Annotated in this window: 4 protein-coding genes; all 4 read left to right on the forward strand. The window is 67.2% G+C overall.

What is annotated here, in order from left to right; genetic code table 11:
* Positions 1-93 precede the first annotated feature (93 nt).
* The gene (locus KV381_RS32855; RefSeq protein ID WP_181007974.1) at positions 94-3,261 is read left to right on the forward strand and encodes an amino acid adenylation domain-containing protein; all 3,168 of its coding nucleotides are present in this window, start codon (positions 94-96) and stop codon (positions 3,259-3,261) included.
* Positions 3,262-3,520: 259 nt separating this feature from the next.
* A complete protein-coding gene (locus KV381_RS32860; RefSeq protein ID WP_256995201.1) occupies positions 3,521-15,034 on the forward strand; it encodes a non-ribosomal peptide synthetase in 11,514 nt (3,837 codons plus the stop codon).
* Between the two features lie 14 nt (positions 15,035-15,048).
* Positions 15,049-15,264: a hypothetical protein gene (locus KV381_RS37155; protein WP_373461222.1), complete on the forward strand. Its 216-nt coding sequence runs from the start codon at positions 15,049-15,051 to the stop codon at positions 15,262-15,264.
* On the forward strand, positions 15,258-16,133 hold the full coding sequence (locus KV381_RS36760) for a phosphopantetheine-binding protein (protein ID WP_256995202.1): 876 nt from the start codon (positions 15,258-15,260) through the stop codon (positions 16,131-16,133). Before KV381_RS37155 ends, KV381_RS36760 begins: the two co-directional genes overlap by 7 nt.
* Positions 16,134-16,142: the final 9 nt, after the last annotated feature.

Raw genomic sequence — 16,142 nt, forward strand, 5'->3', positions numbered from 1 at the left:
GGAGACGGGGGTTGAGACATGTCCAGAGTTCATTGTCCTGCGCCGACACGGATTCCCCGGTGGGTCGCCCCCGGTGGCGGAGCACCGGCTGCGGTGCGCGAGCTGGAGGTGCGGTTGCCCGTCGGCCGGACCCCGGCCGACGCCGCCGCGGCCACGGGGCCGACGGCCGAAGCGGAGACCCTGCGCCTCGCCGTCTTGACGAAGGTGCTCAGCGCGGTCACCGCCGAGAAGACCGTCACGGTCGGGTACTTCCCCGCTGCCGCGCCGGGTGGGGCGACGAGGCCGGACACCCTGACGGTCCGGATACCGGACGGACCCTGGCACGACGTGGTGGCGGCGGTGGCCGCGGAGCGGGAGCAGGTGCCCGACGATCGCCGAGCGGACCCCGGAGGAACCCAGCACGACATCGTGCTCGACATGCGCCCCCAGGCCGCGTCGGAGGACCGGGAGGGGGCAGCCCCGCTCGCGCCGGACACCGCGCTCCGCGTGACGTGGGCGGCGCACGCCCCCCGGCCCCGACTACACCTCCAGTACCGCACGGACGTCATCGACGCGACCTACGCGGCTCGGCTCGGCGCCTACGTCCGCACGGCTCTCGGACAGCTGACCACCGCCCCGGACGCCGCGCACCACCTGCAGGACCTGCTGTCGGACGAGGAGCGGGAGCACCACCTCACCGGCCTGGCCGGTCCCGTGCTGTCCCTGCCCGATGCCATGTTCCCCCAGCTCTTCGAGGCCCGGGTGCGCTCCCATCCGCGCGCAGCCGCCGTCTCCCACGGCGAGACCACATGGGACTACGCCAGGCTCAACGCCGCGGCGAACCGCATCGCCGCCGCACTGCTGGCGCAGGGGCTGCGGTCCGAGGACGTGGTGGCCGTGGTGATGGACCGCACGCTGCCGTGGGCGGCTGCCGTCCTGGGCATCCTCAAGGCGGGCGGAGCCTATCTGCCCGTACGCCCCGACTTCCCGGCGCGCCGCGTCGCGACCCAGCTCGACCGCAGCGCGTGCCGGTTCGTCCTCGGCCAGAGGTCCGCGCGGACGCTCCTCGCGGACACCGCCGAGGTGTCGGGCCGTGCCAGGACCTGCCTCCTCGTGGACGACCTCCTCCAGGACGGCGCCGACGCCCAGGACCCCGGCGTCGAGATCCGCCCCGACCAGCTGGCCTACGTCTACTTCACCTCCGGGTCCACCGGCGCACCCAAGGGCGCGCAGTGCGAACACGCCGGAATGGTCAACCACCTCTATGCCAAGATCGACTCCGTCGACCTGCACGAGGGCGACGTGGTGTCGCAGACCGCCTCCCAGTGCTTCGACATCTCCCTGTGGCAGCTCGTCGCACCGCTCCTGGTCGGCGCGTCGGCGCGCATCGTGGACACCGAGACGCAGCTCGACCCCGAGCACTTCCTCGCCGAACTGGACCGGAGCCGGGTATCCGTCGCGCAGCTGGTGCCCTCGTACTTCGAGATCCTGCTCGGTGAGCTGGAACGCCGGCCCCGCGACCTTGGGGTGCTGCGCTCGATCTCCATCACCGGCGAGGCACTCAAGCTGGACCCGGTCCGCCGCTGGTTCGCGGTCCAGCCGCACGTGCAGCTGGTCAACGCCTACGGGGCCACCGAAGTCAGTGACGACACCATGCACGAAGTCCTCACCGCGCCGCCGGTCCGCGACTTCGTCTCGGTCGGCCGCTCCCTGCGCAACGTCCGCACCTACGTGCTCGACGAGCACGGACGGCTGGCGCCCCTGGGCACACCCGGCGAGATCGTCTTCGCCGGCGTGTCCGTCGGACGCGGCTACATCAACGACGCGGAGCGCACCCGGCAGGCGTTCGTCACCGACCCGTACGTGCCGGGCGAACGGATGTACCGGACCGGAGACTTCGGCCGCTGGCTGCCAGAGGGCACCATCGAGTTCCTCGGCCGCCGCGACCAGCAGGTCAAGATCCGCGGCTACCGGATCGAGATCGGCGAGATCGAGAACAAACTGCGCGCCGCGACGGGCGTGCGGGACAGCGTCGTCCTCGTCGAGCACACGACCGGCACGGAGAAGAGCCTGGTCGCGTTCGTCGCGGCCGGGGAGCAGGTCGAGGAGGAGGCACTGCACCGCCATCTGACGGCGCTGCTGCCCGCGTACATGCTCCCCTCGCCCATCCACCGCCTGGACGCACTGCCGCTGAACGAGAACGGCAAGGTGGACAAGAAGGCGCTCGCGGCGCTCGCGCAGACCCTGGGGCACGCCCAGGGCTCGCAGGCCACCCCCGAGACCCCCACCGAACGGTGGCTCGCCACGGAATGGGCCGAGGCGCTCGGCATCCCGGTCGAACGGATCGGCCGCCGCGACCACTTCTTCACTCTGGGCGCCACCTCGCTCACCGCCGTACGCCTCGTCGTCAAGCTGGACCGGGCCATCTCGCTCAAGCAGCTCATCACCACGCCGGTGCTGGCTGACCTCGCCCGGCTCATCGACTCCGGCGCGGCGGCGGAAGAACCCGGACACGATCTGCTCCAGCGGCTGGCGGACCCGGTGTCGAATGCGGTGGCCACTTTGATCTGCTTCCCGTACGCGGGCGGCAACGCCGTGAACTTCCAGCTGCTGGCCAAGCGGCTCTCCGCGCGTCGTATCACGGTCCTCGGCGTGGAACCACCTGCCCGCGACTTCACCGGAACCACCGAACTTCCCCAGGACGTCGCGCAGATCGCGCACCGCGTCCACGACGAGGTGAGACGCGACGTCACCGGACCCGTCATGCTCTGGGGGCATTGCGGCGGTAGCGCCCCCGCACTGGCGACCGCACGACTGCTGGAGGCGAGCGGAGCCGAGCTGACCCGGGTGTTCCTGGGGGCGATGCTCCTTGACCCGGTGGCTGTCCTGGAGGCGGAGACGGCCGAGGTCAGCGCACTCAGCGCGGCCGAGATCACCCAGCGGCTGCTGGCGGAGAGCGCCTACGTGGAACTGGACGGGCTGAAGCCCGAACGCGCCGACCTCGTCGGCACGGCGTACCGCCACGACGTGTGCACCACCAACGCCCACCTGCTGGCCCTGCACGAGGACCCGCAGGCGCACCGCCTCAACACCCCCGTCCACGTGGTCCTCGCGGCGGACGACCCGTCCACCGAGCGGGGTCCGGATCGCTACCGGGACTGGAAGGCCGTCGCCGACCAGGTCGAGCTCCACGAAATTGCGGAAGGCGGCCACTACTTCACCAGCACCCGGCCGCAGGAGACCGCGGACATCATCGGCGGCGCAGCTGCGGCGAACGGCTGAGTGCAGCGCACCGAATATCCCCCCGGGATTCCTCCGCCGTGCCTCCGGCGGGCCCGATCCATTCCCGTAAAACCATTGATTTCGGCGCTTCCTGAAAGTCTTGACGCGCTCTTCAAAGGGCAACTAGCTTCAAATTTCCCGTGTACGGGAAAGCATCGAGGAACCGGGGGAGCCGCCAGTTCACGTGCCCCTGCCCCGCTCCTCTCTTGACGCATCGCATTTGACGCATCGCATCGTGTCGTGGAGTGAAGGGACGTCCGTGGTGAACGCGCGCGCACAGTCGATCGAGGACATCCTGCCGGTGACCGCGCTGCAAGAGGGCATGATCTTCCACCATGTCTACGACAACAGCGCACCGGACTCCTACGTCGCTCAGGTCGCCTTCGACCTGGACGGCGCCCTGGACGAAGCGGCCCTCCGCGCCGCCGCGGCGGAACTTCTGCGGCGCCACGCCAACCTGCGCTCCTCCTTCCGGCAGCGTCGCACGGGTGAATGGGTGCGGATCCTGCGCCGCCGGGTGCGCCTGCCGTGGCACCAGCACGACCTGAGCCAGGTCCCCGCAGCCGAGCGGCAGGAGGCCCTGGAGGCCGAGGTGTCGGCCGACCGCCTGCGGCGCTTCGACCTCGGTGCCGCCCCTCTGATCCGCTTCACCCTGCTGTGCCTCGGGCAGGAGAGCTTCCGCTTCGTGCTCACCGCGCACCACGTCGTGGTGGACGGCTGGTCCATGGCGGTGCTGCTGCGCGAACTGCTCGTGCTCTACCGCAACGGCGCCGACTCCGGTGAGCTGCCCGCCGTTCGTCCCCACCGCGACCACCTCGCATGGCTCCGCACCCGCGACCGGGCCGCCGCCGAGCGGGCCTGGGGCGAGGCCCTGGCTGAGCTCCCCGGCCCCTGCCTCCTGGCGCCCGGGGCCTCTCCCGCCACCGGGCTGCCCGAACGCCTCGACTTCGCTCTGGACGAGGAGACCGGCGCGGCCCTGGTGAACGTGGCCCGGGCCCGCGGCATCACCCTCAACACCGCGCTCCAGTGCGCCTGGGCGCTGGTGCTCGGCGGCCTCACCGGCCGTGCCGACATCGTGTTCGGCATGACCGTCTCCGGTCGCCCCGCCGAGCTGGACGGCGCCGAGCACATGGTCGGCCTGTTCATCAACACCGTTCCGCTCCGTGTCCGGCTGAGGCCCGAAGAGTCCCTCTCCGGTCTCCTCGTCCGGGTGCAGCAGGAGCAGGCCCGCATGCTCGACCACCACCACCTGGGCCTCACGGAGATCCAGCGCGCCGCGGGCGTGGACGAACTGTTCGACGCGGGCATGGTGTTCGAGAACTTTCCCCGCCACACCGACGACGCGGACGAGGCCGCCCTGCGTGTGCGGGACGTCCGGTCCCGCAACGCCACGCACTACCCCCTCACGCTGATCTCCGGCACGGGCGAGCGGATCGGCGGCCGGCTCGTGCACCGTCCCGACCTCTTCGCGTCCGACCGCGTCCAGAAGATCGCCGAGATCCTGACGCGCGTCCTGCGGACCATGGCCCACGCTCCGGAACGCCTCGTCGGCGGTGTGGACGTGTCGCTGCCCGGCGAACGGCTACTGCTGGAAGAGTGGAACGACACGGCGGCCGACGTGCCGTGGGCCTCCCTCCCCACCCTGTTCGAGGAGCAGGTGGCACGTGCCCCCGAAGCCGTGGCGGTGGAGTTCGAAGGGGAAGCCGTGTCGTACGGCGAGCTGGACGCGCGGGCGAATCGTCTGGCGCGCCACCTGGGCTCGTTGGGGGTGGCAGCGGAGTCGCGCGTCGTGGTGGCACTGCCGCGATCGGTGGACGCGGTGGCGGCGCTGCTGGCCGTCTCCAAGGCAGGGGCCGCGTACGTTCCGGTGGATCCGTCGTACCCGGCGGAGCGGATCGCTTTCATGCTGGAGGACTGCGAGCCGGCGGCGGTGATCTCGTTCTCGGACACCGGCGTGGCCCCGGGCGGCCCGGTCCCGGGCGCAGGAGCTACCGAGGGAACCGACCCCGCCGGACCCGACGACATACCGCTGGTCCTGCTCGACGCCCCCGAACTGGCGGCTCGACTCGCCGGACTCCCCTCGACCCCGCCCGACGCGCTGGAGCGGCGCCCGGACCAGGCGGCGTACGTGGTGTACACGTCGGGTTCGACCGGACGGCCGAAGGGCGTCGTGGTGGAGCACCGTTCGCTCGGCGCCTACCTGCTGCGGAACCGGCAGACGTACGCCGGGACCACCGGGAACTCCGTGCTCCACACGTCGCTCTCCTTCGACCTGACGGTGACGGCTCTGTTCACGCCGCTGGTGTGCGGTGGCAGGGTGCGCCTGGGCGACCTGGAGGACGGTGCCGGAGCGACGTTGCTGAAGGTCACCCCGAGCCACTTGGCTCTGATGGCGGACCACGAGGACATGGTCGCTCCGGCCGGCACCCTGGTGGTCGGCGGCGAGGCGCTGACGGGCGAGGTGCTGGACGCCTGGCGCCGCCGACACCCCGACGTCACCGTCTACAACGCGTACGGTCCCACCGAGGCCACGGTGAACTGCATGGAGTGGCGTCTGGACCCGGGCGGGACGACGCCGCGGGGCGCAGTACCGATCGGCACGCCGTTCCCGAACACACGGGTCTTCGTGCTGGACTCGTTCCTGCGGCCGGCGCCGGTCGGGATGCCCGGCGAGCTGTACGTGGCGGGTGCGCCGCTCGCCCGCGGCTACTGGGGCCGGAGCGACGTCACGGCGGAGCGGTTCGTGGCGTGCCCCTTCGGCGGCACGGGAGAGCGTATGTACCGCACCGGTGATGTGGTGCGGTGGCGTGACATCGGGGTTCTGGAGTACGTGGGCCGGGTCGACGACCAGGTGAAGGTGCGGGGCTTCCGCATCGAACTGGGCGAGGTCGAGGCGGCGTTGGCGGGCTGTGCAGGTGTGGCCCGCGCGGTCGCGACGGTGCGAGTGAACGATGAGGCCGACCGCCGACTGGTCGGTTACGTGACGGCGGAGCCGGGCGCGGTGGTGGACGGGGCGGCGCTGCGCGCGCAGTGTGCCCGGAGCCTTCCGGAGTACATGGTTCCGTCCGCGGTCGTGGTGCTGGAAGGGCTGCCGCTGACTCCCCACGGAAAGGTGGACCGCGGTGCTCTGCCCGAGCACGGGGCGCGAGTGGTCAGGGGGCGCGGGCCGCGGTCGCCGCGCGAGGACATCTTGTGTGGTCTGTTTGCCGAGGTGCTGGGTGTGCCGGCGGTCGGTATTGATGATGATTTCTTTGCTCTGGGTGGGCATTCGTTGTTGGCGACGCGTCTGGTGGGTCGGGTGCGCGCTGTTCTGGACGCTGAGTTGTCGGTGCGGCAGTTGTTCGAGGCTCCGACGGTCGCGGGGCTGGATGGGGTGTTGGACGGGGCCGATCGGGGACGTGCGCCGGCGGTCAGGGCACAGGTGCGTCCGGGGCGGTTGCCTTTGTCGTTCGGCCAGGAGCGGTTGTGGTTCCTGCATCAGCTGGAGGGTCCGGGTGCGGCCTACAACGTTCCTTCGGCGGTCCGGCTGGCCGGTGAGCTGGACCAGGAGGCGCTGCGGTTGGCGCTCGGGGATGTCGTGGCGCGGCACGAGAGTCTGCGTACGGTGTTCGCCGAGGATGCCCAGGGCGCGTACCAGGTTGTACTTGACGCGGGAGTCGAGGTTCCGTGGACCGTCGCCCAGGTGACGGAGGGGGAGCTGCCGGAGCGGTTGGCGACTGCTGCCCTGCATGTTTTCGATCTCTCCGCCGAGATCCCGGTCAGCGCAGCCCTGTTTGAGATCGCACCCGACGACCATGTCCTGCTGCTGTTGGTGCATCACATTGCGACTGATGGCTGGTCGCTGAGGCCCATGGTTCGTGACCTGACGAGCGCATATGAGGCGCGCGTCGCTGGACGTGGGCCGCAGTGGCCGGCGTTGCCGGTGCAGTATGCGGATTTCGCCGTGTGGCAGCGGGAGTTGCTGGGTTCGGAGGATGACCCGGACAGTGTGGTTTCGGCGCAGGTCGCGTATTGGCGGGGGCGGTTGGCGGGGTTGCCGGCGGAGATTGAGTTGCCGGTGGATCGTTCGCGTCCGGCGGTGGCGAGTTACCGGGGTGACCGGGTGGATTTCGTGGTGTCCGCGGATGTGATGCAGCGGGTGGCGGGGTTCGCGCGGGAGTCGGGTGCGAGTGTGTTCATGGTGTTGCAGGCGGCGTTGGGTGTGTTGTTGTCGCGGTCGGGTGCGGGTGAGGACATACCGATCGGGACCCCTGTCGCCGGGCGTGGTGATGATGCGGTGGATGACTTGGTGGGGTTGTTCATCAACAGTCTGGTGTTGCGTACGGATGTGTCGGGTGATCCGACGTTCCGTGAGTTGGTGGCGCGGGTGCGGGAGTCGGATCTGGAGGCGTACGCGCATCAGGATCTGCCGTTCGAGCGGCTGGTGGAGGTCCTCAACCCCGAGCGGTCGCTGTCCCGCCATCCCCTCTTCCAGGTCATGCTCATTCTTAACAACCAGATGTCCACCGGGGCCGAATCGCATGCCCCGCACCTCGACGTGAGTGAAATCCGTGCGACGCATGACGCAGCCCGCTTCGACCTGACCTTCGAATTCGCTCAGATGGATCCAGAGAATGGTTTGCGGGGTGGGTTGACGTTTGCTTTGGATGTGTTTGATCGGTGTTCTGCTGAGTTGTTGGTGGGGCGTTTGGTGTGGTTGTTGGGTGTGGTTGTGGGTTCGCCGGATGTTCCGGTGGGTGGGATTGATGTGTTGGTGCCTGAGGAGCGGCATCGGGTTTTGGAGGGGTGGAATGCGACGGGTGTGGCCTTGCCGGAGGTTTCACTGTCGGGGTTGTTCGAGGAGCAGGTGGTGCGGGCGCCGGGGGCTGTGGCGGTGGAGTTCGAGGGTGGTGTGGTGTCGTATGGGGAGTTGGATGGTCGGGCGAATCGGTTGGCGTGGTATTTGAGGTTGTTGGGGGTGGGTGGGGAGTCGCGTGTGGTGGTGGCGTTGCCGCGTTCGGTGGATGCGGTGGTGGCGTTTTTGGGTGTGTTGAAGGCGGGGGGTGTTTATGTTCCGGTGGATTTGTCGTATCCGGCGGAGCGGGTTGCTTTTGTGGTGGGGGATTGTGCGCCGGCGGCGGTGATTTCGTGTCGGGGCTGGGGTTGTCGGGTGAGGGTGCCGTTGGTTTTGTTGGATGACTTGGTGGTGGTGTCCGGGCTTGCTGAGGTTTCTTCGGGTTCTTTGGGGGTGGTTTCTGGTCGGGATGAGGCGGCGTATGTGGTGTATACGTCGGGGTCGACGGGGCGGCCGAAGGGTGTGGTGGTGTCGCAGGGTGGTGTGGTGAATGTGTTGGCGGGTTTGCGGGGGGTGGTGGGTTCGGGGCGTGTGTTGGCGTTGACGACTTTTGCTTTTGATATTGCGGTGTTGGAGTTGTTCGGTCCGTTGACGTCGGGTGGTTGTGTGGTGTTGGCGTCTTCCGAAGTGGTTGGTGATGCGGGTTTGTTGGTGGATTTGGTGGTGTCGTCGGGTGTGTCGGTGGTGCAGGCGACGCCGTCGTTGTGGCGGGAGATTCTGGGGGTTGCGGGGGATCGGCTGAAGCATGTTCATGCGTTGGTGGGGGGTGAGGCGTTGCCGGGTGATGTGGCGGGTTTGTTGGTGGATTCGGTGGCGTCGGTGGTGAATGTTTATGGGCCGACGGAGACGACGGTTTGGTCGACGAGTGGGGTGGTGGTGTCGGGTTCGGATGTTTCTATTGGTGGTCCGTTGGTGAATACGCGGGTGTTTGTGCTTGATGGGTTTTTGCGGCCGGTGCCTGTGGGTGTGTCGGGTGAGTTGTATGTGGCGGGTGCTGGTGTTGCGCGGGGGTATTGGGGTCGGGCGGGTTTGACGGCGGAGCGTTTTGTGGCGTGTCCGTTTGGTGGTGTGGGTGAGCGGATGTATCGCACGGGTGATGTGGTGCGGTGGCGTTCTGATGGTTCGCTGGGTTATGTGGGCCGGGTTGATGATCAGGTGAAGGTGCGGGGTTTCCGTATTGAGCTTGGTGAGGTTGAGTCGGCGTTGGTGGGTTGTGGGGGTGTGGCCCGGGCGGTCGCGGTGGTTCGCGGGGATGTGGCGGGGGACCGTCGGTTGGTTGCTGGTGTGGTTCCCGAAGATGGTGTGGTTCTCGATTTGGGTGTGGTGCGTGCGGAGGTGGGTCGGCGTCTGCCGGATTACATGGTTCCCGTGTTGGTCGTGGTGGATGAGGTGCCGTTGACGCCGAATGGGAAGGTGGACCGGCGGGCTTTGCCGGAGCCTGAGGTGGTTGTGGTTTCGGGGCGTGGGCCGGGCTCTCCTCGGCAGGAGATTCTGTGTGGTCTGTTCGCTGAGGTGCTGGGTGTGCCGGCGGTCGGTATTGATGATGATTTCTTTGCTCTGGGTGGGCATTCGTTGTTGGCGACGCGTCTGGTGGGTCGGGTGCGCGCTGTTCTGGACGCTGAGTTGTCGGTGAGGCAGTTGTTCGAGGCTCCGACGGTCGCGGGGCTCGATGGGGCGTTGGACGGGGCCGATCGGGGGCGTGCGCCGGCGGTCAGGGCACGGGTGCGTCCGGGGCGGTTGCCTTTGTCGTTCGGCCAGGAGCGGTTGTGGTTCTTGCATCAGCTGGAGGGTCCGGGTGCGGCTTACAACGTGCCGTTGGCGTTGCGGTTGGGCGGCAGGTTGGACCGGGAGGCTTTGCGGTTGGCGTTGGGTGATGTCGTGGCGCGGCACGAGAGTCTGCGCACGGTCTTCGCCGAGGATGCTCAGGGGCCGTATCAGCGGGTGCTGGATGTTGGGGTCGCGGTTCCGTGGTCTGTTTCGTCGTGTGGGCAGGAGGAGCTTTCGGAGCGGTTGGAGGAGGCTGCTCGGTATGCCTTCGATCTGACGGTCGACGTTCCGATCCGGGCCACTCTGTTCGAGCTCGGTCCCGATGAGCACGCTCTGCTCCTGCTCGTCCACCACATAGCCGGTGACGGTCAGTCGGTCGACCCTCTGCGCCGCGACCTCGTCGCAGCCTATGAGGCACGGGTGGCGAGCCGTGAGCCGCAGTGGCCGGTGCTTCCGGTGCAGTATGCGGATTTCGCTGTGTGGCAGCGGGAGTTGCTGGGCTCGGAGGATGACCCGGACAGTCTCGTTTCGGCGCAGATCGCGTACTGGCGGGAGCGGCTCGCCGACCTGCCGACGGAGATCGAGCTGCCTGCGGACCGCCCGCGGCCGGCTGCTGCCTCCCACCGCGGCGCCCGTGTCACGTTCAGCGTGCCCGGGGACGTGCATGCCGGGATCCAAACGTTCGCCCTGTCGAACAACACCACCGTATTCATGGTGTTGCAGGCGGCGTTGGGTGTGTTGTTGGCGCGGTCGGGTGCGGGTGAGGACATACCGATCGGGACCCCTGTCGCCGGGCGTGGTGATGATGCGGTGGATGACTTGGTGGGGTTGTTCATCAACAGTCTGGTGTTGCGTACGGATGTGTCGGGTGATCCGACGTTCCGTGAGTTGGTGGCGCGGGTGCGGGAGTCGGATCTGGAGGCGTACGCGCATCAGGATCTGCCGTTCGAGCGGCTGGTGGAGGTCCTCAACCCCGAGCGGTCCCTGTCCCGCCATCCCCTCTTCCAGGTCATGCTCACCCTCAACAACGCGGGCGTCACCCCAGCACCGGAGCGCGGCGAGGGCACCGACGCCGCAGGCGTCATCGATGTCGTGCTGCACCCGGTGGAGACCGGCACCGTGCGCTACGACCTCAACTTCCATCTGGGCGAGCGCCGGGACAACGGCGGGCTGCGAGGCGTCCTGGACTACAGCACCGACCGGTTCGACCGCGAGTCCGCCCAGCTCCTCGCGGACCGCCTCGTGCGGTTGCTGACCGTGACCGTGGAGTCTCCGGATGCCCCCGTCAGCCGGGCGGACATGCTGCTGGAGGGCGAGCGGCGACAGATCCTGGAGGAGTGGAACGACACGGCTGCGGAGAGGGCGGGGACGGAGGCGACGTCGCTGTCGGCACTGTTCGAACAGCAGGTGGCCAGGACTCCGGACTCCCGTGCCCTGCAATTCGAGGGCTCCGCGCTGTCGTACCGAGAACTCGACAGGCGCGCCAACTGCCTGGCCCACCTGCTCAGGTCCATGGGAGCCGGGCCGGAGAGCCGGGTGGCGGTGGCGATACCCCGGTCACTCGACCTGGTCGTGGCCTTGCTCGCGGTACTCAAGGTGGGTGGCGCCTACCTGCCCGTCGATTCCGAGTATCCGGCCGAGCGCATCGCGTTCATGCTCGCCGACGCGGAACCCACGGCATTGCTGACCACTCGGCAACTAAAGAGCAGGCTCCCCGCGCCCACCGGTCTCCAGGTCGTCGTGGTGGACGACCCCGCTACGCGACGGCAGACCGAGTCGTTCACCGGGGAGCACCCGCCGCTCGCTCAGGTCTCCTCGTCGCATCCGGCCTACTTGATCTACACCTCGGGTTCTACCGGAGAGCCCAAGGGCGTCCTCGTACCGCACCGGGGAATCGTCAACCGATTGCGGTGGATGCAGGACGAATACCGCCTCACCTCTCGGGATCGAGTCCTCCAGAAGACGCCGGCGAGCTTCGACGTCTCGGTGTGGGAGTTCTTCTGGCCCCTGCTGAGCGGAGCGACGCTCGTCCTCGCGCGGCCAGGAGGTCACCGAGAGCCGGCGTATCTGTCGGGGCTCATCCAGTCTGCCGGTATCACGACGGTGCACTTCGTGCCGTCGATGTTGGATGCCTTCCTGCGTGAACCCACGGCTGCGGCGTGCACCGGACTGAAGCGTGTGCTGTGCAGCGGTGAGGCCCTGTCCGCTGCCACCGAGGAGTTATTCCACCGCACGCTCGGGGCCGAACTCCACAACCTCTACGGGCCGACCGAGGCCGCGGTCGACGTGACCTACTGGCACTGCGAGGGCGACCGTCCTGGCCGGCCCGCCCCCATTGGAAAGCCTTTGGTGAATACGCGGGTGTTTGTGCTTGATGGGTTTTTGCGGCCGGTGCCTGTGGGTGTGTCGGGTGAGTTGTATGTGGCGGGTGCTGGTGTTGCGCGGGGGTATTGGGGTCGGGCGGGTTTGACGGCGGAGCGTTTTGTGGCGTGTCCGTTTGGTGGTGTGGGTGAGCGGATGTATCGCACGGGTGATGTGGTGCGGTGGCGTTCTGATGGTGTTCTGGAGTTTGTTGGGCGGGTTGATGATCAGGTGAAGGTGCGGGGTTTCCGTATTGAGCTTGGTGAGGTTGAGTCGGCGTTGGTGGGCTGTGCGGGTGTGGCCCGGGCGGTCGCGGTGGTTCGGGTGAACGATGAGGCCGACCGTCGGTTGGTGGGGTATGTGACGGCGGAGTCGGGTGCGGTGGTGGACGGGGCGGCGCTGCGTGCGCAGTGTGCCCGGAGCCTTCCGGAGTACATGGTTCCGTCGGTGGTCGTGGTGCTGGATGAGGTGCCGTTGACGCCGAATGGGAAGGTGGACCGGCGGGCTTTGCCGGAGCCTGAGGTGGTTGTGGTTTCGGGGCGTGGGCCGGGCTCTCCTCGGCAGGAGATTCTGTGTGGTCTGTTCGCTGAGGTGCTGGGTGTGCCGGCGGTCGGTATTGATGATGATTTCTTTGCTCTGGGTGGGCATTCGTTGTTGGCGACGCGTCTGGTGGGTCGGGTGCGCGCTGTTCTGGACGCCGAGTTGTCGGTGAGGCAGTTGTTCGAGGCTCCGACGGTCGCGGGGCTCGATGGGGTGTTGGAGGGTGCGGGCCGTAGTTGTGTGCCGGTGTTGCGGGCGGGGGGTCGTCCGGGGCGGTTGCCTTTGTCGTTCGGTCAGCAGCGGTTGTGGTTCCTGCATCAGCTGGAGGGTCCAGGTGCGGCTTACAACGTGCCGTTGGCGTTGCGGTTGAGTGGTGTGCTGGACCGGGAGGCTTTGCGGTTGGCGTTGGGTGATGTCGTCGCGCGGCACGAGAGTCTGCGCACGGTCTTCGCCGAAGACACGCAGGGCGCGTATCAGGTCATACGTGCAGTGGCCGACTGCGAACCCGAGTTTGCGGTGGTCCGCTGCTCGGAGAGCGAGCTCGCGGCGAAACTGGCGGCTGCCGCACGTCACGCTTTCGACCTCGAACGGGAACTTCCGCTGCGGGCAGTGCTGTTCGAGCTGGGTGCCGAGGAACACGTGCTGCTCGTGCTGGTGCATCACATCGCGAGCGATGGCTGGTCCGTGCGCCCACTGGTGCGTGACCTGAGTGCCGCGTATGGGGCCAGGGTGAATGAGGTGCTGCCTGAGTGGCCGACACTGCCGGTGCAGTATGCGGATTTCGCGGTGTGGCAGCAGGATCTCCTGGGTTCGGAGGATGACCCGGACAGTCTCGTTTCGGCGCAGGTCGCGTATTGGCGGGGGCGGTTGGCGGGGTTGCCGGCGGAGATTGAGTTGCCGGTGGATCGTTCGCGTCCGGCGGTGGCGAGTTACCGGGGTGACCGGGTGGATTTCGTGGTGTCCGCGGATGTGATGCAGCGGGTGGCGGGGTTCGCGCGGGAGTCGGGTGCGAGTGTGTTCATGGTGTTGCAGGCGGCGTTGGGTGTGTTGTTGTCGCGGTCGGGTGCGGGTGAGGACATACCGATCGGGACCCCTGTCGCCGGGCGTGGTGATGATGCGGTGGATGACTTGGTGGGGTTGTTCATCAACAGTCTGGTGTTGCGTACGGATGTGTCGGGTGATCCGACGTTCCGTGAGTTGGTGGCGCGGGTGCGGGAGTCGGATCTGGAGGCGTACGCGCATCAGGATCTGCCGTTCGAGCGGCTGGTGGAGGTCCTCAACCCCGAGCGGTCGCTGTCCCGCCATCCCCTCTTCCAGGTCATGCTCACCCTCAACAATGCTCCGGAAATCGGAGCGCTGCCCGTTCTGCGGGATCTTTCCGTTAGCCCGATGGAGACAGATGCGGAGAGCGCCAAGGTCGATCTTTCCTTTGCCTTCTCGCCCGACGCTTCTTCTGGTTTGCGGGGTGGGTTGACGTTTGCTTTGGATGTGTTTGATCGGTGTTCTGCTGAGTTGTTGGTGGGGCGTTTGGTGTGGTTGTTGGGTGTGGTTGTGGGTTCGCCGGATGTTCCGGTGGGTGGGATTGATGTGTTGGTGCCTGAGGAGCGGCATCGGGTTTTGGAGGGGTGGAATGCGACGGGTGTGGCCTTGCCGGAGGTTTCACTGTCGGGGTTGTTCGAGGAGCAGGTGGTGCGGGCGCCGGGGGCTGTGGCGGTGGAGTTCGAGGGTGGTGTGGTGTCGTATGGGGAGTTGGATGGTCGGGCGAATCGGTTGGCGTGGTATTTGAGGTTGTTGGGGGTGGGTGGGGAGTCGCGTGTGGTGGTGGCGTTGCCGCGTTCGGTGGATGCGGTGGTGGCGTTTTTGGGTGTGTTGAAGGCGGGGGGTGTTTATGTTCCGGTGGATTTGTCGTATCCGGCGGAGCGGGTTGCTTTTGTGGTGGGGGATTGTGCGCCGGCGGCGGTGATTTCGGTGTCGGGGGCTGGGGTTGTCGGGTGTGAGGGTGTGCCGTTGGTTTTGTTGGATGACTTGGTGGTGGTGTCCGGGCTTGCTGAGGTTTCTTCGGGTTCTTTGGGGGTGGTTTCTGGTCGGGATGAGGCGGCGTATGTGGTGTATACGTCGGGGTCGACGGGGCGGCCGAAGGGTGTGGTGGTGTCGCAGGGTGGTGTGGTGAATGTGTTGGCGGGTTTGCGGGGGGTGGTGGGTTCGGGGCGTGTGTTGGCGTTGACGACTTTGCTTTTGATATTGCGGTGTTGGAGTTGTTCGGTCCGTTGACGTCGGGTGGTTGTGTGGTGTTGGCGTCTTCCGAAGTGGTTGGTGATGCGGGTTTGTTGGTGGATTTGGTGGTGTCGTCGGGTGTGTCGGTGGTGCAGGCGACGCCGTCGTTGTGGCGGGAGATTCTGGGGTTGCGGGGATCGGCTGAAGCATGTTCATGCGTTGGTGGGGGTGAGGCGTTGCCGGGTGATGTGGCGGTTTGTTGGTGGATTCGGTGGCGTCGGTGGTGAATGTTTATGGGCCGACGGAGACGACGGTTTGGTCGACGAGTGGGGTGGTGGTGTCGGGTTCGGATGTTTCTATTGGTGGTCCGTTGGTGAATACGCGGGTGTTTGTGCTTGATGGGTTTTGCGGCCGGTGCCTGTGGGTGTGTCGGGTGAGTTGTATGTGGCGGGTGCTGGTGTTGCGCGGGGTATTGGGGTCGGCGGGTTTGACGGCGGAGCGTTTTGTGGCGTGTCCGTTTGGTGGTGTGGGTGAGCGGATGTATCGCACGGGTGATGTGGTGCGGTGGCGTTCTGATGGTTCGCTGGGTTATGTGGGCCGGGTTGATGATCAGGTGAAGGTGCGGGGTTTCCGTATTGAGCTTGGTGAGGTTGAGTCGGCGTTGGTGGGCTGTGCGGGTGTGGCCCGGGCGGTCGCGGTGGTTCGGGTGAACGATGAGGCCGACCGTCGGTTGGTGGGGTATGTGACGGCGGAGTCGGGTGCGGTGGTGGACGGGGCGGCGCTGCGTGCGCAGTGTGCCCGGAGCCTTCCGGAGTACATGGTTCCGTCGGTGGTCGTGGTGCTGGATGAGGTGCCGTTGACGCCGAATGGGAAGGTGGACCGGCGGGCTTTGCCGGAGCCTGAGGTGGTTGTGGTTTCGGGGCGTGGGCCGGGCTCTCCTCGGCAGGAGATTCTGTGTGGTCTGTTCGCTGAGGTGCTGGGTGTGCCGGCGGTCGGTATTGATGATGATTTCTTTGCTCTGGGTGGGCATTCGTTGTTGGCGACGCGTCTGGTGGGTCGGGTGCGCGCTGTTCTGGACGCTGAGTTGTCGGTGAGGCAGTTGTTCGAGGCTCCGACGGTCGCGGGCTCGATGGGGTGTTGGAGGTGCGGGCCGTAGTTGTGTGCC

The sequence above is a fragment of the Streptomyces sp. WY228 genome (genome assembly GCF_019287315.1).
In the GTDB taxonomy this organism is placed as follows: Bacteria; Actinomycetota; Actinomycetes; order Streptomycetales; family Streptomycetaceae; genus Streptomyces; species Streptomyces caviscabies.